This is a genomic window from Agrobacterium deltaense RV3 (assembly GCF_900013505.1).
GTDB lineage: Bacteria > Pseudomonadota > Alphaproteobacteria > Rhizobiales > Rhizobiaceae > Agrobacterium > Agrobacterium leguminum.
The window spans coordinates 2243316-2266053 of sequence record NZ_LT009745.1 but is presented as its reverse complement, the minus strand read 5'-3'; the positions used below and the strand labels follow the sequence as shown (position 1 = coordinate 2266053).

Here is a 22738-nt window from a genome sequence, read left to right as displayed (position 1 = left end):
CAGTTCTGTACGGGCCTCTCTTTTCCTCGACACGCACCAGCCTCATAGACCTATGCAATAACGCAATGCTCCACGCCGAGTTATGCGCTGTGTGCATCTGACCATATCTGTTTCCAAACTTGCAATCCCCCATTCGCACCCCAGTCAAACCCCTTTCGTCTGCCCGATCATAGCGGCGGGAAGGGCCTCTTTTTCACGCACCTGCATAAGCAGTCAGCGAAGGAGTTTCCGCGCATGACCTATCCGCGCCCACAGACCCTCTCATTCATCGACAGAGGCGGTCGAAAGGTCCTGAAAGTTCCCCTCGACAAAACAGGTCGAGCCTACGCCAAAATCCTCGAAAGCGACTACCAGCGGCTCCTCCGCATGGGATCGAACGGGGTTCTCACCGGCCACGTGGTCGAGGGAAAGAAATATGTCCGAACCCATGTATGGGCCGATGACGGATCACGCCGACAGGAAATGGCCGCACGTCTTCTTGTCGGGAAACCGAAGGGTGGTCTCATCCGATACGTGGATGGCGACCCCACAGACCTGACCCCCGAAAACATTCTCTACATCAACAACCGTCGAAAGAAATAATCAGCATGATCGCAACCTCAACAGCACCTCGCACCTTGGCCCACGTCTTTGAAGGCGCCTTCGCCGCTCCAAACATCACCCCTGACCCCTCAAGCGACCTTCCGTGCCACCGGCACCGACCCGCACCGATCCCATTCGTTGACGATCAGGGCATTGAATGTGTCCGCGTTGCGCTGGACCGAGAGGGTGACGAATGGGCCATTGTCGAGCGTGAAGACTATCTGAACGTTCTGGACGAGATTGACTATCCTTGGCGCTTCAAAACGGACGGTAGAGGTGCCGCCTATGTTCAGGCGAGCCAAAGCGGAGGCGTCACCATCCAGATTGCACGGGTCATCCTCGACGCGACAGGTGGCGAAATTGTCCGGCTTATCTCGACGGATCGCACCGATCTTCGCCGCTCCAATCTCTATGTCATCAATCGCACCGCCCACGTTAGCGCCCTTAGAGAAGCCGGGATCATCGCCTAATGGCAATCGAGTTCGGCTCCGACAATCGCCCTACATCGACTGTCTTCGGAACCGGTACGGGGACCAATCAGGAAAGCCGGAAGCTCCACGCCAGTATGGCTATGAGGCTTGGTGTCCGGGCAGGTAAATGCCGCTCTTGTGGTGTCGCCTATGTTTCTGGACGTGGTGACGTGGGGCGCTGTACCCCTTGCCTCACCGCCGCCGCCTCTGCGAAGATCAACGGCGCTCCGGTCTCCGCGCTGGATATGGCCCCGGACGGATCATTGTCCCCTTCCGCGCCACCCACGGCCACCGATAGCCGCCCTTCCTCCGTCCCATTCGGCTCCACCGAAAGACCCCTTGGCGCTGACACGCTGGAGGACTGGACTTGACCGCCAAGAACTGGGGATGGGGTTCCCAGTCGATCCGCGACGATGATCCCGAACGTGACCGCAAGATGCACGACAGGCTCACCGGAAGGGAACGGGGTCTTCAATCCATGGGTGGCCCTTACGGGTTCGCCCAGTTCGATCTTGCTCCAGCATGGTGGCGAGATCGGCAGATCAAAGCAGCCCGCGCCATCACCACAAAACAAGGCCCGCCAGAGGTCTCGCTGCATCCGCAGGTCTGGCAACACCTCTAATCATCCATCAATTGAAAGGATCACACCATATGACCGAAGTTACCATCAACGAAATGTCCTCCGAGGAATTTGAAAGCCTCAAGGCCCAGTACGAAAAGCAGGTTCCGCAGATCAGCCAGAAGACGGTTCCGACCGGCTTTGTTGGCATGTCGCACCACGTCGAGATTGCGAACGGCAAGCAGGTAGTCACCAAGCAGGTGAACCATACGGCCTACGCCTCTCCGGGTCTTGCTCCGGGCCGCGTCATCATTGGCGGCATCGAAACCGACATTGAAAGCGCCATCGCCTCCGGTCTCATGACAAGGGATCAGGCCGCACAGGGTTTTCAGCAGCCCGCCCAGTCCGCAGGTAACGGGATTGAGGCGGGCGAACAGAAGGACCAGCAGGACAAGCCCGCTCCGGTCTCCGAGGACGCACACGCCGCCAAGGAAGCCTCCGACACCCTCAACGCCCTCGACGCCACTATTGGGGCCGCAGCCGTGGACGCTGCATTGGCCGAGGTGGTCGATAGCGGTTATATCCCCGAAGACGGTTCCTTGCCGGAAGGCGTCACCATCGCCGATGTCATCAAGGTTCATGCCGGATACGTCGCTCAGGCGAATAACCAGCTTTCCGAAGTCGGGGCCAGCGTGGACATGCTCATGGACTTCTGCAATTCCGATGAACTAAGGGATGCACGACAGGCCACCATTCACGGTTCTCATGACCGCCTACGGGAGATTGGAAGGGCGGCAGTCGAGCGCCTTGCCACGCTTCCCCAGTCTGACCCGGATCAGTTCGCGGAACGCCTTGAGGGCATGACCAAGGCCGAAAGGGCTTGCCTCCGGCAGCACAAGAACTCTGGCGAATGGATCGTCTCGATCCCCGGCAAGCCGGAAATGTCCTATGGAGCGGCGGTCCGTATGGGCCTCGTCTGCCTCTGACGCCAGTCGGCTGCCCCCCCTTATTCCGCCCCATACGGACTCACACAAGCGCACCAGTAGTTCCCCGGTAGTGTCACCTATCGCGGGACTCTGGTGGCCGCTGGTGAGTCTGTGTGGCCTTTTCTTCCCTCATCATCATCAAAAGGAAATATCATTCATGACCAGCGTTCTAGCGAACCGCAAGACCAGCACGACCGCAGCAGCGGAGACCGCCAAGACGGCCAGCACCCCGGCGACCGGCGTTCCAGCGACGAATAAAGTACACACGGGCCAGCGTTCCAAGGCGGAAGACGCCGCCGCTCTCAAGGCACAGGTTGCCGCAGCAGAGGCCCACGGCCACAAGATCGTCACCGAGAACGGCAAGCGGTTCATTGTCGAGAAGTCGGCATTCGGCCTGACGATCAAGACGCCGATTGATTAAGTGCCGCCTTCACGGCCTTGACCGCCGCCTCTAGCCGCGCATCCGGGCCACCATACCGCTCACTCATGCCGCCCTTGGTATGGCCTAGAACGAGATTGCGGTCGAACTCCTCGACCCTTGCCCGGATTAGCCGATCTTCCATCGTGTGCCGCAGGGAATGGACGGTGATCTTCGGATCAGTCGTCACCTTGCGAATATGCTTCATGAGCGCGTTGGAGGCGTGGGTGGCATCCTTTTTCCCCTTCCCCTTGCCGCCTTTGGTTTTCAGGACCCCGGCATATTGAACAAAGAGATACGGGCCTTCACCAGCGGCCTCCACGGCCTCTCTGGCAGCTTTCAGGGCATCGCCTATCAACGGCACTCGCCGCGCCGAACTCTGGTTCTTGACCCGCCTATGCGCCCTGAAACCCACGTCTAGATACGGGATCGCGGCGTCCAGCTTCACGTCCTCGACCAGCAGCGCGGCAACCTCCGCTAACCGGCATCCGGTCCCCTCTAGCATCCGCCATAGTTGCCACAGATCGGCCCCCGCGTGGGTTGATATGGTGCCGTTGATAGCTGGAAGCATGTCCTCCGGGATCGGGTGCCGCTCATCCACGGCAAGCGTTTCCATCTTGATCGGAAGACCATTGAACGGGTTGCCGACATTGCTCATGTCGTTTTCCCGTAGACCGAGGTTCACCATAGACCGGATGTCGGCAATATACCGCTTCACGGTTCCGGGCTTCATGTCGAGATCGCGGAGCATATGGTCCCGGACCTCACGGGCATCTTCGCGGGTGAGCTTGTCGAGCGGCCTACTGGCCTCGACAGAGTGGCCGAGAATATCCATGACACGATCAAGCCGGAGTGTTCTCTTGCTTTCGTTTATGTCGCCCTTGATCTTTTCCTTGAGATATAGCCGCTTCGCGTCCTCGACAGTCGGAACAGGCCGGGGAAGGTTCCCGCCGTTTGCCACCAGATTGACCGCCCGACGCTCCACAGGATCAACGACACCCCGCGACAGGGCGCTATCACGAATCACGTCAGCGGCTTCCGGGTCAGCCCCAGTCAACTCACGGCCCCCGATATAGACCTTCATGTCAGCCAGTTCAGCGGCCCTTAGTTCGGCCATACGGTGCAACTCAAGTGGTGTCGGGGCTTCCCCGGCGCTCCGTCCTCTCGCTTCCTCGACCATCCGCTCATAAAGCGCATTGACCTTCATGAAGTTTTTCAGGGCTTCACGCTCCGTCTCACCCAAGAGACGCTTGAACTCGTTCCTGCCGATGATCGCGGCAACGTCCTTCGGCACTCTGCGTCGATAGTGAAATGTTCCCGCCTTGCTTCTAATGACATACTTCACAGTTAACCCCATTGCGTACCTTCCGTGGACCCGAATGTGGACCGGAAAGATTACGAAAGCATTGAAACTATTGGGATTTAATGGTTTTCTTGATGGAAATGGCGCACCCGACAGGATTCGAACCTGTGACCTTTGGAATCGGAATCCAACACTCTATCCAGCTGAGCTACGGGTGCAGCGGTCACGCTTGAATCGCGTGCAGCGGTTGGTTCATACCCCAGCTTTGTTTTCGCATCAATGTCTAAAAATCAGAGATTTGCGAAACGTTGCCTGTTTTTGGGCGGGGTGGGGCGCGGGGCCTGTTTTGGGGTGGTCGTGGGCCTTTCAACGGCGGCGGGGTGGTGCGTCGTTTGACGTATTGTCTTTTTGCCGGAACAGGGTTTCCCTTATAAGTAGTATGTTATTGCCGGGGCGGGCCGCTGTTTTGCCGCTTTCACGAATAGGCGGCCGGATGAGGGCAACGCCTTTCAAATACGGCGCGGGACGCGATTTTATCCCCTCAAAACTGGCGGGTAAATAGTCATACTTTTTTCGTTGGCCGGGTGGCGATCCGGAGTCCGGGTTTGCTTTTCCGGCGATTAACTGTCAAATTATTATACAATATTAGTATCATCTACATTTATTTGGGATACAGTTTCGTGACGTTGTCGGTTATGATTTCGACAGGGTAAAGGAACGAATCAGGCGGGGGATCGGATGGCTTTGCGATTGGCACACAGCAACGGGCCGCGGACGGAAAAGGCCGAAAGCGGCAGCGCGGAAGCGGCGCATATCACGGCAATCGACTATGGGTTGCTGACGACTGCGATCAGCTATCATTTGCGGCACTCGCAACTTGCCGTGGCAAACGGTTTTGCCGATGTGCTGGCGGAGCAGGGGTTACGGCCGGCCGATTTTTCCGTTCTCGTCATCGTCGGCGGCAATCCGGGTCTCAAGCAGAGCGATGTGGCCGAAGCGCTCGGCATACAGCGCGCCAATTTCGTCGCCATCGTCGACAGCATGGAAGAGAAGGGACTGCTCGTCCGCCGCAAATCGGAAGAAGACAGGCGCGTTCATTTCCTCGACATGACGGAGGAGGGCAGCAGCCTCCTCGACCGGCTTTCCAACACCTGGCGGGATCGTGAGGAAAAGCTGATTGACAGGATCGGCGGCAAGAAGGCCCGCGACCAGCTTCTGGCGCTGCTCGGACGCCTGCGCGACTGAGCTTCGACGAGAGCGGGGCAACCCGGGCGCTGGCCGCCGCAAGGTGCGGCCTGTGACGCAGGTGTTCCGTCTTGCCATTGCCTTCGGCACCGGTGACGGTCTTCCTGCGTGGGTCTTTCACGCCAGCCTGATCGGTAGCGGGGCTGAATTGCGTTGCAATTTTCCTGTGAAACCGCCAAGACGCATAAGCATCTTCACGCCTTTGGGCGTGGAACCGCAATCATGCGATCGACTGGAAAGGCCCGGGACGGGAATGCCATGCTGAATATCGATACGAGTCATCCGCTTTATCGTCCCCTATGGGTCCGGTTGCTCATCGTTGGCTTTTGCGCCGCGTGGGCCGTCATCGAATTCGTCAATCGCGAGTTTTTCTGGGGAACCATCGTTGCCGGCATCGGCGCTTATGCGGCCTATGAATTGCTGCTGAAGTTCAAACCCGCAAGCGATGCTGTCAAAAGCGGAAATGGCGCGGATGAGCCTGCCGCCGAAAACGCGCCCACCGACAAGAACGATGTGGGCTGAAGCGCTTCCTATCTTTCGTTTCATGTATTTTACGAGATAAGGTCGTCCGGCGCTTTACCGAAAATGCTCCCGCGCCCGCAGCATCCGTATCGCCTGGTCGATCAGGAGGTTGGCCGCCGTCATGCGCAGCGTCGCATTGTGCCGGAACTGCGGTTTCACCCGGTCGGGATGATTGAGGCGGGCAAAGGCGCGGCGCTTTTCCGCAAGCGTTGCGGCCGTGTCGGTGTCGTGGATCGCCAGTTCCGCCGAAACATCGGCAAGCGACGTCTTTTCGAGATGGGCCGGCATCGGTTCCGGTTCGGGCTCCGGTTCGGGCGGTGGCGCGGGGTCGGCCAGGAAGGCGAGATAGGCATCGAGATTGCCGTTCGCGGGCGGCGGCGTTTCAATATGTGTATCGATAACAAAGCCCGAGCTGAAACCGGCAATGCGGTGACCGGCGGGCGGTGGCGGCTCCGCGCCTTCCTCTTCCGTTTCTTTTTCGTGTTTCAGCCTGTCGACGACCGACTGGAAGACGGATTGTCCGAAGAGCATGCAGCTTTTCCCTCGCCGGTCTGACTATCCGGCCTTTATGGATCATGAAGGTGGTGTCTGGCTTGCCGCCGTCACGGGCCGGTCAGCTTGCGGCTTTCATCCAGAACCAGATCGTAGAGCAGGCGGGCGCTGGGCGGCAAAACGCGACCCTTGGTGGTGATGATGCTGTATGGCTTTACGACGAGTTCGAAATCCGTCGGCAATATCCGGGTTCGGCCGATATCGGCCTGCTGGCCGGCAACGAATTCGGCCATGTCCTGCGCGATTGGGGCGATGGCATCCGTGTTGCAGACAAGCGCAAGGGTGAGCACCACGGATGGTGTGTTGATGACGTTGCGCGGCATGGCGACGCCATGGGTGAGGAAGACATCCTCCATGGTTCTGCGCAAAAGCGCGCCGGGCGGCTGGAAGACCCAGTCGTAACCGGAGAGATCCTGCAGGGTCACGGGCTCGCCGCGAAGCAGCGGGTGGCCTTCGCGAACCACCAGACAGGCGCGCTCTATGCCGATTTCATGGATGGAAAAGAGGCCGGGATCGAAATCGTCCGGTATCCGGCCGATGATGAAATCGTGCCGGGCCGCAAGCAGTTCCCGGGCCAGCACGTTGCTGCTTTCCACCTGCACGTTGATTTCGATTCCGGGATAGGTGTCCATGGCGCGCCTTATGGCGGGAACCACGAGGCTGATCGCAGGTGCTGTGACGGCGCCGATATAAACCGAGCCGCCGCTGCCGGATTTCATCTGGTTCAGCTCGCGGCTCGCCTCGCGCAGTTCCAGCAATATGGTGCGCGCCCGCCGCGCCAGCGCCTCGCCGAATTTCGTCAGCACAACGCCGCGCGAGGCCCGCTGACAAAGGGGTGATTTGACGATCGCCTCCATTTCCGAGAGCATGCGCGAGGCGGCCGGCTGCGTCATGTTCATGGCGGCGGCGGCCGCGCTGACCTGCCCGTGCTCCTCGATCATGACCAGCATGCGCAGGTGGCTCATCTTCAATCCGGCCCGCAGCAAAGGGTTGTCCTCAAAGACGAAAAGGGCATCCGTTGTTTGCGCCTGCTCATACACTTTTTGGTTGTTCATTCGTGGTTTTATACCCCTCATCGGTTTTTGTATCGATTTAATATATCATAATTGATATATGGAAACTGATTTATTCTATTTGACAGTTATATGGATTCAGAACAATTTGCGGAATGCCGGGGAGGAGCGGCAGCTGTTCCATTTCGCAATTGCGAAATCGGAATGAGCGCAATGCGGCTTCTTCCTCTGACGGCATGAATTTCATGGTGCACCGCAGCATGCGGGCTCCAGAGAAGGGCTCAAGGGAGAGAGTTAATGAAGTCCATTATTTCGCTGATGGCGGCTTGTGCCATCGGTGCTGCTTCTTTCGCAGTGCCGGCTTTCGCACAGGACAAGGGTTCCGTTGGTATCGCCATGCCGACCAAGTCGTCCGCACGCTGGATCGACGACGGCAACAACATCGTAAAGCAGCTTCAGGAAGCCGGTTACACGACCGACCTGCAATATGCCGATGACGATATTCCGAACCAGCTTTCCCAGATCGAAAACATGGTCACCAAGGGCGTCAAGGTCCTCGTGATCGCATCGATCGACGGCACGACGCTGTCGGACGTGCTGAAGCAGGCCGGCGAGCAGGGCATCAAGGTCATCGCTTATGACCGCCTGATCCGTAACAGCGGCGACGTCAGCTACTACGCCACCTTCGACAACTTCCAGGTTGGCGTTCTGCAGGCGACTTCGATCGTCGACAAGCTCGGCCTGAAGGACGGCAAGGGCCCGTTCAACATCGAGCTCTTCGGCGGCTCCCCGGACGACAACAACGCCTTCTTCTTCTATGACGGCGCGATGTCGGTTCTCCAGCCTTACATCGACAGCGGCAAGCTCGTCGTGAAGTCCGGCCAGACCGGCATGGACAAGGTCGGTACGCTGCGTTGGGACCCGGCAACGGCCCAGGCCCGCATGGACAACCTGCTGTCGGCTTATTACACCGACGCCAAGGTTGACGCCGTTCTGTCGCCTTACGACGGTCTCTCCATAGGCATCATCTCCTCGCTGAAGGGCGTTGGTTATGGCACGAAGGACCAGCCGCTGCCGGTCGTTTCCGGTCAGGACGCTGAAGTTCCTTCCGTCAAGTCGATCATTGCCGGCGAGCAGTATTCCACCATCTTCAAGGACACCCGCGAACTCGCCAAGGTGACCGTGAACATGGTCAACGCCGTGATGGAAGGCAAGGAGCCGGAAGTGAACGACACCAAGACCTATGAAAATGGCGTCAAGGTCGTTCCGTCCTACCTGCTGAAGCCGGTTGCAGTGACCAAGGAGAACTACAAGCAGGTTCTCGTCGATGGCGGTTACTACAAGGAAGACCAGCTGAAATAAGCTCGACACACATGCGGGGATGACTTGGCGTCATCCCCGTTTTTCCATAAAAATAAAAACGCCGGAATTAATCGGGCGCTGGATTGCGATATGGCCAATACCATTCTCGAAATGCGGAACATCACCAAGACGTTTCCGGGCGTGAAAGCGCTTGAGAACGTCAACCTCAAGGTTAAAGAGGGTGAGATCCACGCACTCGTCGGTGAGAACGGCGCGGGGAAGTCGACCTTGATGAAGGTCCTTTCCGGTGTTTACCCCGCCGGCACCTATGAGGGCGAAATCCACTATGAAGGCGCAGTGCGGAATTTTCGCGCCATCAACGACAGTGAAGATATTGGTATCATCATCATTCACCAGGAGCTGGCGCTCGTGCCGCTTCTGTCGATTGCGGAAAACATCTTTCTTGGCAACGAGGTCGCTTCGAGCGGCGTCATCAGCTGGCAGCAGACCTTCAACCGTACCCGCGAACTTTTAAAAAAGGTGGGTCTGAAGGAATCGCCGGAGACGCTGATCACCGATATCGGCGTGGGCAAGCAGCAGCTCGTCGAAATCGCCAAGGCGCTGTCGAAGAGCGTGAAGCTGCTCATTCTCGATGAGCCGACGGCTTCGCTCAACGAAAGCGATTCCGAGGCGCTGCTGAACCTGCTGATGGAATTCCGCAAGCAGGGCATGACCTCGATCATCATCACCCACAAGCTCAACGAAGTGCGCAAGGTGGCCGACCAGATCACCGTTTTGCGCGACGGCATGACGGTGAAGACGCTCGACTGTCATCAGGAAGAAATCAGCGAGGATGTCATCATCCGCAACATGGTGGGGCGCGATCTCGAGGATCGTTATCCGCCGCGCGACGTGCCGATCGGCGAGACCATTCTCGAAGTGAAGAACTGGAACGCCTATCACCAGCAGCACCGCGACCGCCAGGTTCTGCACGATATCAACGTGACCGTGCGCAAGGGCGAAGTCGTCGGCATTGCCGGTCTGATGGGTGCGGGGCGCACCGAATTTGCGATGAGCGTGTTCGGCAAGTCCTATGGCCACAAGATCAGCGGCGAAGTGCTGATCGACGGCAAGCCGGTCGATGTCAGCACCGTGCGCAAGGCCATCGATGCGGGTCTCGCCTATGTCACGGAAGACCGCAAGCATCTCGGTCTCGTGCTCAACGACAACATTCTGCACAATACCACGCTTGCCAATCTGGCCGGCGTGTCGAGTGCCAGCATCATCGACGACATCAAGGAAATGAAGGTGGCGAGCGACTTTCGCACGCGCCTGCGCATCCGCTCGTCGGGGATTTTTCAGGAAACGGTCAATCTTTCGGGCGGCAACCAGCAGAAGGTCGTGCTCTCCAAGTGGCTGTTCTCCAATCCCGACGTGCTGATCCTCGATGAACCGACCCGCGGTATCGATGTCGGCGCGAAATATGAAATCTACACCATCATCAACCAGCTCGCTGCCGACGGCAAAGGCGTTCTGATGATCTCATCGGAAATGCCCGAACTGCTCGGCAATTGCGACCGCATCTACGTCATGAACGAAGGCCGCATCGTCGCTGAATTGCCGAAGGGAGAGGCGAGCCAGGAAAGCATCATGCGCGCTATCATGCGCTCAGGGGAGAAGAACTCATGAGTTCGGCAAACACCACAAACGAAGAAAGTAACGTCGTCTCGATCTCGTCCTATATTCGCGCCAATATTCGCGAATACGGTATGCTGATCGCGCTCGTCGCCATCATGGTTTTCTTCCAGTTCTACACCGGCGGCATCCTGTTCCGCCCTGTGAACCTGACCAACCTCATCCTGCAGAACTCGTTCATCGTCATCATGGCGCTGGGCATGCTGCTCGTCATCGTGGCCGGGCATATCGACCTTTCGGTCGGCTCCATCGTCGCCTTTGTCGGCGCGATAGCGGCCATATTGACCGTGCAATGGGGCATGAACCCGTTCCTTGCGGCGCTGATTTGTCTCGTCATCGGCGGCATCATCGGTGCTGCACAGGGTTACTGGATCGCCTATCACCGCATCCCGTCCTTCATCGTGACGCTGGCGGGCATGCTGGTGTTCCGCGGCCTGACGCTGTTCGTGCTCGGCGGCAAGAACATCGGTCCGTTCCCGACCGATTTCCAGATCATCAGCACCGGCTTCCTGCCTGATATCGGCGGCATTGAAGGTCTCAACACCACCTCGATGATCCTGACGGTCTTGATTACCGTCGTGCTGTTCTATCTCGCATGGCGCCGTCGCGTCGTGAACGTGAAGCACGGTATCGATGTCGAGCCTTTCGGTTTCTTCATCGCCCAGAACCTTTTGATCGCGGCCGCGATCCTGTTCCTCGGCTACCAGCTTTCCACCTATCGCGGCCTGCCGAACGTGCTGATCGTGATGCTTGTTCTCGTTGCGCTCTACAGCTTCGTGACCCGCCGCACCACCATCGGCCGTCGCATCTACGCCATGGGCGGCAATGAAAAGGCGACCAAGCTTTCCGGTATCAACACCGAGCGCCTGAGCTTCCTCACCTTCGTCAACATGGGCGTGCTGGCCGGTCTTGCCGGCATGATCATCGCGACACGCCTCAACTCGGCGACGCCGAAAGCGGGTGTAGGCTTCGAACTTGACGTTATCGCGGCCTGCTTTATCGGCGGCGCTTCGGCATCCGGCGGCGTTGGCAAGATCACCGGTGCGGTCATCGGCGCCTTCATCATGGGCGTCATGAACAACGGCATGTCGATCGTCGGCCTCGGCATCGACTTCCAGCAGATGGTCAAGGGCCTCGTGCTGCTCGCCGCCGTGTTTTTCGACGTTTACAACAAGAACAAGGGCTGATTGCCCAACCCACATAGCAAGTCAAAAAAGTGGCCGGTTTCCGGCCACTTTCATAAGATGCAGGCGTTATGTGCCGCGTAGAAGAGATAAAGGCGCGTTGCGCCGGAGGAAGGAAATCCCGTGCTCATTTCACAGATCAAAGATGCCAGTGGCAAGATCACCGTAGCCGTTCGCGAAGAAGGCGGACAGGCGCACGCCGTCGAGGCTGCGGCGTCGGTTTATGCGCTTGCCATGGAAGCCGCCAATGGCGGCAAGAGCCTTGCCGATGTCATTTCCGCCCATGGTCTCGGCGATGCCGTCGATCTCGAAAAGGCCTATGCCGAAGGCCGTTTCCTGCCGCCGATCACCCATCCCGATCCGGCGCATCTGCATCTGACCGGCACGGGCCTCACCCATCTGGGTTCGGCCGCGACCCGTGACAGCATGCACAAGAAGACCACGGAAGCGGCGGAAGAAAGCCTGACGGACTCCATGAAGATGTTCCGCATGGGTCTCGAAAACGGCAAGCCCAAGGCCGGTGAAAAGGGTGTTCAGCCCGAGTGGTTCTACAAGGGCAACGGCCATGTGGCGGCAGCACCTGGTGCGGCTCTCACCTCTCCCTCCTTCGCGCTCGATGGCGGCGAAGAGCCGGAAATGGCCGGCATCTACGTGATCTCCGATAAGGGCGAAGCGGTGCGCATCGGTTTTGCCGTTTCGAACGAGTTTTCCGATCACGTCACCGAGCGGATCAACTATCTCTACCTCGCCCATTCCAAGCTGCGCCCGGCAAGCTTCGGCCCGGAAATCCGCGTCGGCGCCCCGCCGTCGGATATTCGTGGCACCTCGCGCATCCGCCGCGGTGACAAGGTTATCTTCGAAAAGCCGTTCGTTTCGGGCGAGGACAACATGTCCCACACCTTTGCGAACCTCGAATATCACCACTTCAAATACGGCCTGTTCCGTGCGCCTGGCGATGTGCATGTGCACATGTTCGGCACGGCAACGCTTTCCTTCGCAGAAGGCATCAAGCCGGAAGCGGGCGACGTCTTCGAGATCGAAGCCGCCGGCTTCGGCCTGCCGCTGAAGAACCCGCTGGCCGTGGATTCGGAAGAAGAGATCACCGTTCGTCAGATATGATCTGCGGACTGCGCGTGAAAAATGGTCGGGGGTGGGTCATCCCTCCCTCGACGTCATCCTTGGGCTTGTCCCGAGGACCTGCGACCGATTGATTTTTAAGCGACGTGGATAGATCCTCGGGACGAGCCCGAGGATGCGCAAAATGATACCTCTTTCATCCCGTTATCCCTTTGTGTGTCGGGCAACTGTCAGGCGCTTGCCTCACCCGAACCCCCACAGCTTGCCTTCAGGTGGGAAACATCCGCCAAAGCAATAACGGATCGACTTTGCCAATAGTCATCTTGTCTTAGGTGGGTAATGCTTCCAGACCGCGCCGGAAAGCTGACATAGCCGGCGCTTTCTATTGGCATCTTGATCCATGCTGCGATGACGAAGGTAAGGGCAAAGCCATGGGTAACGATGATCTGTGTTGGGCATGGCCGCGAAATAATGGTGTTAACAGAGCGATACACTCTTTCCGCCACCTCACGTCTCGTTTCGGCATCGGCGATTCCGCCTCGGTGATCCATCCGATTGTGGTCCTGAGCGGGGATTTGGCGGGCGTCGAGCCATTCCTGTGGCATGCCGCCAGCCGAACCGTAGCTGATTTCTCGCAGGTCATTTGTGATTTCAAAAGGGCGCTTGAGATGTTCAGCAACGATTGCCGCAGTCTGGGAGGCCCGGAGAAGATCGGAGCTGAAGATTTCGATTGATGCACTGCCAATCAAGGTCATAAGCTTAGCAGCTGTTGCTTCCGCATCTGCCACACCTTTGGGTGTCAGCTCGGTGTCATACCAACCCCCGACCTTGTTTTCGACATGGTGGATGGACTGAGTGTGCGTGACGACAAAAATGTTCTTCATAGCGTTTCTTCCGGGTATTGGGCTTATCCAAATCCCCACAGCTTGCCTTCCCCAATCTCCACCGAATTACCAGCGGGATCGCGGATATAGACGGAACAGCTGTCATTCGGCCAGCGGTGATAATGTTCGATGGGAATTCCGAGCGCTTCGAAGTGGGCCTTCCAGCCGTCCACCTCCGACTTGTCCCTGGCGTAAAAGCAGAAATGACCTTGCCCCACCGCGCCGTGGCGGGGGATCGGATTGTCGGGGTCGGCCCGGCGGGATTGCTCGGGGTCGAAGAGCAGCAGCATCTGCTGCCCGCATCGGAAGAAGATGAATTGCCCCGGCAGCCTGCGCACCACTTCCAGCCCGAAAACATCCCGGTAAAAGGCTTCGGCGGCGTCGAGGTCGTCGGTGTAGAGCGCGGTTTCCATAATGGCGGTTGGCGGTTGCATGGTTCCTCCAGGCGGTTCAGGGGTTTCCGGCGGCGGATCGCGGCGGAAACCTATTTACCTGTTGTGTAGGTCAGCACCGTCAGGTCGTGTTTGCCGACGCCACGTTCCAGAACGGTCCAGCCGCAGTTGACATAATAGGCTTCGAGACCCCGTTGGCAGCAGAGATAGCTGGTCTCGTGGCCAAGTTCGGCTGCCCTTTGCGTCGCGGCCTGCATCAAGGCCCGCGCCACGCCCGAGCGCCGGCGGTCTTCTTCCACCCACAGGGCTGCGACCCAGGGCAGATATTGCGGACGTTCTTCCAGATCGCAATGGATGAGGAAGGCGGAGCCGACATAATCGCTGCCGTCATGGGCGACGAAGCCGGTGGGCAGCGTATGGGGGTTGGTCATGTCCTTCAGGTGCTCGGCGACGTCGCCCACCTGAAGGCCGCTATCCTGCCACCATGCCGTCCAGACCCGTTCGGCGATGACGGGTCCATGCGACTGGCAGTCGCGATAGTCGGAAATGCTGTACAAGGCCGTCTCCCGGCCGGCTTTCCTCCCGCAGGCTGAAGCCGGATCATGCTTTCAAATCGATGCGGGGATTAAACCGGGTGGGACGGGGTTTCGCAACCGTCAAGTTGTCGCGCGGGGTCAGGGTTTCGTTGCCGTCACATGCAGCCATGCGGTCGGGAGCTTGTCATAACCGCTGCCCTGCCTCGCCTCGATCTCCACCACCGCCCAGTCAAACTGTCCGTAAACGTCTTCCAGCCAGGGCTTCGAAGGGTAATTATAATAACGGCCGAACATGTCGCGGCCTTCGGCTTCTCCCGCCTTGAAGCTGGCATAAAAAACACCGCCCCGTTTCAGCGCGGTGTGGATGCGGCCGATAATGCCCGGCAGGGCAGGGCGAGGCACATGCAGCAGGCAGGCATTGGCCCAGACGCCGTCATATCGCGCACTCTCATCGATATTCTCGAACAGCAATGTCCGGACGGGAATGCCGAGCCGGGCTTGCGCCGCTTTGGCGATTTCAGGCGTTCCGTCGGTGGGGTGGACATCGTAACCGGCGGCCAGCATGAATTCGCTGTCCTGCCCGCCGCCGCATCCCAGCTCGAGAATGCGTGCCCCCTCTTGCAGCCGCGCCAGGAATGTTTCCAGATGCGGGCGATCCGCCGCCTGCCCGCGCGACGTGTAGGCCGCGGCGTTACCCGTATAAAAGCCGATTGTGTCGTCGTCCCTGCCGGTCATCGTGTCAGCTTTGCGACTGGCTCTGGCCCTGCGATTGCTGCACGGTGACCGATACATTCAGGGTCTCACCGGCGGGGCCGATGCGCATGCCCGATATCGGCGCGCAATCGCGGTAGCAGAGGCCCGATGCGATGCGCACATAGCGGTCGTCGGGGCAGATATTGTTGGCGGCGTCGAAACCCACCCAGCCGAGCCCCTGAAGATGCACTTCGGCCCAGGCATGGGTGGCCGTCTGTTCCTCCACCTCTTCCATCATCAGATAACCGGAAACGTAACGGGCGGGCAGGCCCATCAGCCGGGCGGCGGAAGTCAGGATATGGGCGTGGTCCTGGCAGACGCCCTTGCCCGCTTCCAGCGCCGTTTCCGCCGTGGTTTCGATATCGGTTGCGCCCGGCACATACTCTACCTTGCGGTGAATATTTTCCATCAGGTCATGCAGGCGGGCCAGCTCGCTGTCGCCGGCGCTCACCTTCACCAGTTCGCGCACGAGCTTTCCGGGTTTGGTGCGCGGCGTCTCGCGCAGGAAAAGCCACAGCGGCGCATTGCCGATGTGGTAACCGAACACGCCGGCCTTGTCCTCGGTGTTCACGGTGCCGCTCGCCACCACCTTCACCCGCTGCTGCGGGCCTTCGGTTTCCACCAGCGCAACACGGTTGCCGAAGTGGTCGTCATAGGTCACTTCGACGGTGGCGCCATCGACCGAGACATCCCAGTTCTCCACCGTCTGGCCGGGGCCGGTCTGCGGCGTCAGGCGCAGCCGCTGCAACGCATAGGGCATCGGCTCGTCATAGACATATTCCGTCGTATGGGTGATTTTCAGACGCATAAGCTGTCCCCGTCCACGCGCTTATTGATAGAAGCGGTAGCCTTCCGTGATTTCCTGTCCCAATTGTCCGTTGCGGTTGACAAATCTCTCCAGAAATTCGTGCAAGCCTTCATCCATCACCCGGCTGATGGTGGTCGCGCGCAGGCTGTCGCGAATGCTCTCGGCCGTGTCGTGCGCCTTGTGCCTCTCGCTGTAATCCTCGGCGATGTAATTGAGGTTGCTGGCGATCTTTTCATAACAATAGGCCAGCGAGCGCGGCATGCGGCCATTGAGAATGAGAAAGTCGGCAATATTGGCCGGCTTGTATTCCGCATCATAGACCCAGCCATAGGAGCGGTGCGCCGAGACCGAACGCAGGATGGATTCCCACTGCGCATTGTCGAGCGACGACCCCACATGCGCGACCGCCGGCAGCAGCACGTAATATTTGACGTCGAGAATACGGGCCGTGTTGTCGGCGCGCTCGATGAAAGTGCCGATGCGGGAGAAGTTATAGAGATCGTTGCGCAGCATCGAACCGTGGAAGGCGCCGCGCACCAGACCGGCGCGATGTTTGATGACATCGATGGTCTGCGGCAGTTCGGCATGGTTGAGCTTGCGACCGAGAATGTTCTTCAGCTCGATCCAGAATTCGTTGGTGGCTTCCCATGTCTCGCGCGTCAGCGCCGTGCGCACCATGCGGGCATTGTTGCGGCCCGCCTCGATGCAGGACATGACGCTGGAAGGGTTCGATTTTTCGCGAAGCAGATAATCGATCGCGTCCGCCGCCGTCACCTTCTTGTGCATTTCAAGGAAGGCTTCGCGCACGCCCGCACTTTGCAGCACGCCATCCCAGTCCTCATCGCCGCTGCCCGAGCGCGTCAATGAAACGCGCAGGCCCGCATCGATCAGCCGGGCGATGTTTTCAGCGCGCTCGATGTACCGGAACATCCAGTAGAGCCCGTTTGCCGTTCTGCCCAGCATGGCTTAATCCTCCAGTACCCAGGTATCCTTGGTGCCGCCGCCCTGGCTGGAATTGACCACCAGCGAGCCCTTTTTCAGCGCCACGCGGGTCAGGCCGCCGGGAATGATCTGCACCTTGTCCGAGACGAGCACATAGGGGCGCAGATCGACATGGCGCGGCGCAATGCCGTTCTTCACCATGATCGGCACGGTGGACAGCGACAGCGTCGGCTGCGCGATGTAATTGGCGGGACGGGCTTTGAGCTTTTCCGCAAACAGCGTCCGCTCGCGTTTCGTCGCCGTGGGGCCGACCAGCATGCCGTAACCGCCCGAACCGTGAACTTCCTTGACGACGAGATCGGCGAGGTTGTCCAGCACGTATTTCAGGCTGTCCGGCTCCGAACAGCGCCAGGTCGGCACGTTTTCCAGAAGCGGCTTGCGGCCGGTATAGAACTCGACGATCTCAGGCATGTAGGAATAGATCGCCTTGTCGTCGGAAATGCCGGTGCCGGGGGCATTGGCGATGGTGATGTTGCCGGCGCGGTAGACATCCATGATGCCGGGAACACCGAGCGCCGAATCCGGCCGGAAGGTCAGCGGGTCGAGGAAGTCGTCATCAACGCGGCGGTAAAGCACGTCGATGGCCTCATAACCGCGGGTGGTGCGCATCTTGACCTTGCCGTCCATGACGCGCAGGTCGGAACCTTCCACCAGTTCCACGCCCATCATGTCGGCGAGGAAGGAATGTTCGTAATAGGCGGAATTATAGATGCCGGGCGTCAAAACCGCCACACGCGGCTTGCCGGAACAGCCGGGCGGTGCGAGCGAGGCGAGCGACTGGCGCAGCAGATAGGGGTAATCCTCCACCCGGCGCACCCGGTTTTCATGGAAGAGCTCCGGGAACATCTGCATCATCGTTTCGCGGTTTTCCAGCATGTAGCTGACGCCGGACGGTGTGCGGGCATTGTCTTCCAGAACGTAGAACTGGTCTTCGCCGGTGCGGACGATATCCGTGCCGACGATATGGGTGTAGACCCCGCCGGGCGGCGTGAAGCCGATCATTTCCGGCAGGAAGGCTTCGTTCTTTTCGATGATCTCACGGGGGATGCGCCCGGCGCGGATGATTTCCTGTTTGTGGTAGATATCGTCGAGGAAAGCATTGAGGGCGAGGACGCGTTGTTCGATGCCCTGGGCCAGTTTGCGCCACTCCCGTCCGGAGATGATGCGCGGGATGATATCGAAGGGGATCAGTTTTTCTGAACTGTCGGCATGGCCATAGACTGCGAAAGTAATACCGGTTTTTCGAAAGATGTTTTCCGCGTCTTTTGATTTCTGGATCAGGTGCGCCCTGTCCTGTCGGCTGTACCACTCGTTATAGTTTTCATATGGGCTTCGCGGCGTGTCGTCCGCATTTATCATTTCGTCAAATGCCAACTTCGATGTCCCCTTTTTTGCCATATGAATACAACGCTAAATGCAATGCAAGAACTATGCAGGCCTCCCCGAGAAGATTTTTTACCGCCCTAGAGTTTTAAAAAAGAAGCGTTTTTTCGGTTTCAGCCTATAAATGCGGCATTAGAAAATTGGTTGCGCGGGGACGAGGCGCGTATTGGGGTGGCGGCACTGTGTGCGCCGTGGGCGAATGCATAAATTTTAGTCGCTCGCTTTCGGTTGATGAATATCGGGCGTCGCATCAGAAAATCTGAAAGATGTGATCACGAAAACGCCTTTGACCTTTCGTCGGGATGCGGATACCGCCTTGCTGAATACCCGGCTCGATCTTTCGCCGGTTTGCGTGAAGCCGCAGAAATATCAATTCGCCGCCTTTCCCGCACCGTGTCCGGTTACGGGCATGGTGCGGCACAGGGGATGTTCCCATGTCGCTCGACCGTCTGGCTCCGGCCATCTTCGTCTTTCTCTGGTCGACCGGCTGGGTCACCGCCAAATATGCGGTCTATTATACCGGACCGCTGACCTTTCTCTGTCTGCGCTATCTGCTGGCGGGGGCGTTGCTGTGGGCGATCTGCCGCTTTTCTTCCATCCAGTGGCCTGAGCGGCGTGCCGATCTCTTCCGGGCGATCCTCTCCGGCGTCTTCCTGCACGGTCTTTATCTCGGCATGATCTGGTGGGCGATAGGGCAGGGCGTGCCGGCGGCGATCGGCGGCATCATCGCCGGTCTGCAGCCGCTGATGACGGCGGTGGCCGCCCGCTACATGATCGGCGAAAGGATCTCGCCCTTGCAGCGCGCCGGCCTGCTCATCGGCTTTGCCGGCATCGCCATTGCCGTGCTGCCGAAGGTCATGGCCACCGGTGCTGTCGGCCTGTCGGTGCCGCTTTACGCCGTGGCGGTGAATGTGCTGGGCATGACGTCGGTTACCTATGGCACGCTCTACCAGAAGAAATACGTCCATGGTGGAAACATCATGGCGGTGGCCACGCTGCAATATGTCGGTGCGCTGCTGGTCACCGTGCCCTTCGCGCTTCTGCTGGAGGATGGGCATGTGGACTGGAGCCTCGGTCTTGCCGCCACGCTTGCCTGGTCGGTGGGTGCGATCTCCATCGGTGCCGTGGCGTTGCTTCTTTATCTCATCCGACGCGGGCAGGTCTCGCGGGCCGCCTCGCTGATCTATCTCGTCCCGCCGCTTGCGGCGGTGGAAGCAGCACTGCTTTTCGGCGAAACGCTGACACCGGCCATGATTGCCGGCACCGTTCTGGCGGTGACGGGGGTTTATCTCGCCAATCGCAAACCTGCCGCAGCGGTTGTCGCACGTTAGAGCCTTTTCGCTTTTCTTCGAGCAGCGAAAGCGCTCTAACTCTTTGTTTTGCTGCATTTCCGGACGGAAAGCGGGGCTCCACTTTTCCTGGAAATTCTTTAATTACCACAACCTCATATTAGGGCTTTGTTAACCATAAAATTATACCTCTCGTTAATCCAAAGATTTGGCGGGGGTTACATGTCTATTTCACGTCGTGGTGTTCTGTTCGGATTGCCGCTGTTTCTGGCCGGCTGCGCGAATACCGGCATCGGCCAGCAGAGGCTGAATTATGCGGCAAAGCCGGAGGAGAAATTCCCGCTTCCTGCCATGCATCTGGACAAGGTCAAGCCGGAACTGCGCCGGCAGGAAGTCACCTACGATACCATGCACCCGGCCGGAACGGTCGTGGTGGATACGCCGGCGCGGCGGCTTTATTACGTTATGGGCGATGGTCGCGCCATGCGTTACGGCGTCGGTGTCGGCCGGCAGGGTCTTGCGCTGAAGGGCGATGCCTATATCGGCCGCAAGGCGGAATGGCCGTCCTGGACGCCGACCGCGAACATGATGCGCCGCGATCCGCGCAATCTGAAATTCGCCGGCGGCATGGCGGGCGGCCCGAACAATCCGCTCGGCGCCCGCGCGCTCTATCTCTATCGCGGCGGCAACGACACCATGTTCCGTCTGCACGGCACCAACCAGCCGCAATCCATCGGCCACGCCATGTCGAGCGGCTGCATCCGCATGCTGAACCACGACATCATCGATCTTTACAGCCGCGTGCCGGTCGGTTCGAAGGTCGTCGTCTTGCAGGCGTGAGGAAGAGGCGGATTTTTCCGCCTTTGCCACGCCAGAAAATGCCTGTATCCTTGAGTTGATTTTTTCGGCAGACGGTCAATTTTATGCTGGAAAATCAACCATGTGTAGAATGCCTCCCTTTCTATATTTAAGGGAGTTCTGCTATATCGGAAACGTGATTTCCGGTGTTCGAGACGTGTATCCATAAAGGCCTAAATGCACTGTATCGAGCGCGGCACCACTTCAACGGGGACACATGAACATGGCAACTTTCGACTCTCTTTCCCGCTATCGCCCGCAGGCACTCGGGGCGCTGCGCATCATGACGGCGCTGCTTTTCATTTCGCATGGAACGCAGAAGCTGTTCGGTTTTCCGGCATCGCAGATGGATGGCTCCCTGCCGACGATGCTGCTGGTGGCGGCGCTGCTGGAACTCGTCGGCGGCATTCTCGTGCTGATCGGCCTGTTCACACGCCCGGTCGCCTTCATCCTGTCCGGCCAGATGGCGGTCGCCTATTTCATGGCGCATGCGCCGAGCAATTTCTTCCCGGCCCTGAACGGTGGCGATGCCGCCATCCTGTTCTGCTTCATCTTCCTCTATCTGTTCGTTGCCGGTCCGGGCGCCTTCTCGGTGGATGAGCGCCGGGCCTGATTGCCCGACCCGTCATCGATCTCTTTTGCAGAAGTTCCGCATGGTCACGCCGTGCGGAGCTTTTTTTTGAGAAGGATTAAAACTTCGGCCGTGGCCGAAGCATAGATGCTTGTTTTCGGGTTAAGAACGGGCCATCCTGAACGCAGTTGGAAAATCGATCCGTGACCTCCCAGAACCCCATCGCCCGCGAATTGCTGTTTCTTGCCTTGCTGTCCACGCTGTGGGCCGCATCCTATACCTTCATCAAGATCGGGGTGGAGACGATACCGCCGATCACCTTCATCGCCTCGAGAACCCTGATCGCCGGTCTGCTGCTCTTTGCGGTGATCCGGTTGCGCGGGCTGCGCCTGCCCACGGATGTGGCGACATGGCGGCTGTTCTTCATTCAGGCCTGCATCAACAGCGTTCTACCCTTCACATTGATCGCCTGGGCGGAACAGAGCATCGATGCCGGTCTTGCCGTCATTCTCAATGCAACGACGCCGATCTTCACCTTTCTTCTCACCGCACTCGTTATCCGGCACGAGCCGGTCAGCGGGCGCAAGCTGTTCGGCACCATTGCCGGCATGACGGGTGTGTGCCTCATCATCGGCGTCGAAGCGCTGAGCGGCGCGGGGGAGGCGATATGGAGCCAGCTCGCCGTGCTGACGGCGGCTTTTTCCTATGCCTGTGCGGCTATTTTCAGTAAAAATTTCAAGGGGCTCGATCCGATCATGCCGGCAGCGGGTTCGCTTATCTGCGGCGCTGTTTTCCTGTTGCCCGTGAGCCTGATCGTCGACCGGCCCTGGACGTTGTCGCCTTCGGCGGCGTCACTGACGGCGCTACTGTGCCTCAGCGTGTTTTCGACCGCGCTCGCCTTCATGATCTATTTCCGGCTGATGCAGACGCTGGGCTCCGTCGGCACGACGTCGCAGGCCTATCTCAGGGTGCCGGTCGGCGTCGCCATCGGCATGGCGTTCCTGGGGGAAATGCCGACACCTGCCATGTGGGTGGGCCTCGTCTGCGTCATTGCCGGCGTGCTGGCCATGACCCTGCCGTCACGGCGTCATCCGGTCGCACAGGGCGGGTGAGGGAAAGCAAAGCCCCGCTGGCTGGCTGTGGCTGCGGGGCTTGATTATTGGCGAGCGCGTGCCGCTTGTTTCTTCTCCCCCCCGGGGAGAAGGTCGCGGCAGCGGGATGAGGGGGCAAGGGTGGTGAGATACGGCAACGGTGCTTTTTTTTTGTTTTCTCTCTCGCTCGCTCGCTCGCTCGCGCACGCGTGCGCGCGCGCTCGCGCGCGCGCTCGCTCGCGCGCGCGCGTCGTCGCGCGCGC

At 59.1% G+C, this 22738-nt stretch carries 25 protein-coding genes and 1 tRNA gene; 15 read left to right on the top strand and 11 right to left on the bottom strand.

Annotated features, from left to right (window positions below):
* The first annotated feature begins 234 nt into the window (after positions 1-234).
* The 5 genes from AGR7B_RS11445 to AGR7B_RS11425 all read left to right on the top strand — a co-directional run bounded on the left by AGR7B_RS11445 (position 235) and on the right by AGR7B_RS11425 (position 3018).
* Entirely contained in the window at positions 235-582 is a 348-nt protein-coding gene (locus AGR7B_RS11445) for a hypothetical protein (protein ID WP_080856688.1), read from the top strand.
* A 5-nt stretch (positions 583-587) separates the two neighbouring features.
* Positions 588-1052, top strand: coding sequence for a hypothetical protein (locus tag AGR7B_RS11440; protein ID WP_080856687.1), 465 nt, complete (start codon positions 588-590; stop codon positions 1050-1052).
* A gap of 367 nt (positions 1053-1419) precedes the next feature.
* Positions 1420-1674, top strand: a complete 255-nt coding sequence (locus tag AGR7B_RS11435; protein ID WP_080856686.1) for a hypothetical protein — start codon at positions 1420-1422, stop codon at positions 1672-1674.
* A gap of 29 nt (positions 1675-1703) precedes the next feature.
* Positions 1704-2597: a hypothetical protein gene (locus AGR7B_RS11430; protein WP_080856685.1), complete on the top strand. Its 894-nt coding sequence runs from the start codon at positions 1704-1706 to the stop codon at positions 2595-2597.
* 157 nt (positions 2598-2754) lie between these two features.
* Positions 2755-3018, top strand: coding sequence for a hypothetical protein (locus tag AGR7B_RS11425; protein ID WP_080856684.1), 264 nt, complete (start codon positions 2755-2757; stop codon positions 3016-3018).
* On the opposite strand, the gene AGR7B_RS11420 is transcribed toward AGR7B_RS11425, so the two are convergent.
* Both AGR7B_RS11420 and AGR7B_RS11415 read right to left on the bottom strand, forming a co-directional pair.
* On the bottom strand, positions 2999-4360 hold the full coding sequence (locus AGR7B_RS11420; RefSeq protein WP_162934112.1) for a site-specific integrase: 1362 nt from the start codon (positions 4358-4360) through the stop codon (positions 2999-3001). The two genes, AGR7B_RS11425 and AGR7B_RS11420, sit on opposite strands and share 20 nt — an antisense overlap.
* Before the next feature lie 99 nt (positions 4361-4459).
* Positions 4460-4536 (bottom strand) — tRNA-Arg (locus AGR7B_RS11415).
* 520 nt (positions 4537-5056) lie between these two features.
* Between AGR7B_RS11415 and AGR7B_RS11410 the strand changes: the two genes are divergently transcribed.
* Positions 5057-5563, top strand: coding sequence for a MarR family winged helix-turn-helix transcriptional regulator (locus AGR7B_RS11410; protein ID WP_003520548.1), 507 nt, complete (start codon positions 5057-5059; stop codon positions 5561-5563).
* A gap of 258 nt (positions 5564-5821) precedes the next feature.
* Entirely contained in the window at positions 5822-6085 is a 264-nt protein-coding gene (locus tag AGR7B_RS11405) for a hypothetical protein (protein WP_065655070.1), read from the top strand.
* Between the two features lie 54 nt (positions 6086-6139).
* Here AGR7B_RS11405 and AGR7B_RS11400 read toward each other — a convergent pair whose 3' ends face one another.
* On the bottom strand, positions 6140-6616 hold the full coding sequence (locus AGR7B_RS11400; protein ID WP_065655069.1) for a hypothetical protein: 477 nt from the start codon (positions 6614-6616) through the stop codon (positions 6140-6142).
* 71 nt (positions 6617-6687) lie between these two features.
* Entirely contained in the window at positions 6688-7692 is a 1005-nt protein-coding gene (locus tag AGR7B_RS11395) for a LysR family transcriptional regulator (protein ID WP_020808912.1), read from the bottom strand.
* A gap of 255 nt (positions 7693-7947) precedes the next feature.
* On the opposite strand from AGR7B_RS11395, the gene chvE reads away from it, so the two are divergent.
* The 4 genes from chvE (at position 7948) to araD1 (ending at position 12950) form a co-directional block, all read left to right on the top strand.
* Positions 7948-9012, top strand: a complete 1065-nt coding sequence (gene chvE, locus AGR7B_RS11385) for a sugar ABC transporter substrate-binding protein ChvE (RefSeq protein WP_065655068.1) — start codon at positions 7948-7950, stop codon at positions 9010-9012.
* Positions 9013-9102: 90 nt separating this feature from the next.
* Complete coding sequence (gguA, locus tag AGR7B_RS11380; protein ID WP_003520541.1) at positions 9103-10641, top strand: sugar ABC transporter ATP-binding protein GguA; 1539 nt, start codon at positions 9103-9105, stop codon at positions 10639-10641.
* Positions 10638-11834, top strand: a complete 1197-nt coding sequence (gguB, locus tag AGR7B_RS11375; RefSeq protein ID WP_065655067.1) for a sugar ABC transporter permease GguB — start codon at positions 10638-10640, stop codon at positions 11832-11834. The genes gguA and gguB overlap by 4 nt, the downstream gene beginning before the upstream one ends.
* A 120-nt stretch (positions 11835-11954) precedes the next feature.
* On the top strand, positions 11955-12950 hold the full coding sequence (araD1, locus tag AGR7B_RS11370) for a 2-keto-3-deoxy-L-arabinonate dehydratase AraD1 (RefSeq protein ID WP_080856682.1): 996 nt from the start codon (positions 11955-11957) through the stop codon (positions 12948-12950).
* A gap of 188 nt (positions 12951-13138) precedes the next feature.
* Here the strand turns inward: araD1 and AGR7B_RS11365 are convergent, their stop codons facing one another.
* The 7 genes from AGR7B_RS11365 to AGR7B_RS11335 all read right to left on the bottom strand — a co-directional run bounded on the left by AGR7B_RS11365 (position 13139) and on the right by AGR7B_RS11335 (position 18657).
* Complete coding sequence (locus AGR7B_RS11365; protein WP_080856681.1) at positions 13139-13792, bottom strand: histidine phosphatase family protein; 654 nt, start codon at positions 13790-13792, stop codon at positions 13139-13141.
* A 23-nt stretch (positions 13793-13815) separates the two neighbouring features.
* On the bottom strand, positions 13816-14226 hold the full coding sequence (locus tag AGR7B_RS11360; protein WP_080856680.1) for a VOC family protein: 411 nt from the start codon (positions 14224-14226) through the stop codon (positions 13816-13818).
* A gap of 50 nt (positions 14227-14276) precedes the next feature.
* Positions 14277-14741, bottom strand: a complete 465-nt coding sequence (locus AGR7B_RS11355; protein ID WP_080856679.1) for a GNAT family N-acetyltransferase — start codon at positions 14739-14741, stop codon at positions 14277-14279.
* A gap of 117 nt (positions 14742-14858) precedes the next feature.
* The gene (locus AGR7B_RS11350) at positions 14859-15455 is read right to left on the bottom strand and encodes a class I SAM-dependent methyltransferase (RefSeq protein WP_080856678.1); all 597 of its coding nucleotides are present in this window, start codon (positions 15453-15455) and stop codon (positions 14859-14861) included.
* Between the two features lie 4 nt (positions 15456-15459).
* Positions 15460-16281 (bottom strand): transglutaminase family protein, encoded by an 822-nt coding sequence (locus AGR7B_RS11345; RefSeq protein ID WP_080856677.1) that lies wholly within the window; start codon positions 16279-16281, stop codon positions 15460-15462.
* Positions 16282-16302: 21 nt separating this feature from the next.
* Positions 16303-17244: an alpha-E domain-containing protein gene (locus AGR7B_RS11340; protein ID WP_065655060.1), complete on the bottom strand. Its 942-nt coding sequence runs from the start codon at positions 17242-17244 to the stop codon at positions 16303-16305.
* A 3-nt stretch (positions 17245-17247) separates the two neighbouring features.
* Complete coding sequence (locus AGR7B_RS11335; RefSeq protein ID WP_065655059.1) at positions 17248-18657, bottom strand: circularly permuted type 2 ATP-grasp protein; 1410 nt, start codon at positions 18655-18657, stop codon at positions 17248-17250.
* Between the two features lie 443 nt (positions 18658-19100).
* Between AGR7B_RS11335 and AGR7B_RS11330 the strand changes: the two genes are divergently transcribed.
* From AGR7B_RS11330 to AGR7B_RS11315, 4 genes are all read left to right on the top strand, one after another.
* Positions 19101-19997 (top strand): DMT family transporter, encoded by an 897-nt coding sequence (locus AGR7B_RS11330; protein WP_065655058.1) that lies wholly within the window; start codon positions 19101-19103, stop codon positions 19995-19997.
* A 180-nt stretch (positions 19998-20177) separates the two neighbouring features.
* Positions 20178-20795, top strand: coding sequence for a L,D-transpeptidase (locus AGR7B_RS11325; protein WP_065655057.1), 618 nt, complete (start codon positions 20178-20180; stop codon positions 20793-20795).
* A 241-nt stretch (positions 20796-21036) separates the two neighbouring features.
* On the top strand, positions 21037-21426 hold the full coding sequence (locus AGR7B_RS11320; protein WP_003520528.1) for a DoxX family protein: 390 nt from the start codon (positions 21037-21039) through the stop codon (positions 21424-21426).
* Positions 21427-21587: 161 nt separating this feature from the next.
* Positions 21588-22496: a DMT family transporter gene (locus AGR7B_RS11315; protein ID WP_080856676.1), complete on the top strand. Its 909-nt coding sequence runs from the start codon at positions 21588-21590 to the stop codon at positions 22494-22496.
* Positions 22497-22738 lie beyond the last annotated feature (242 nt).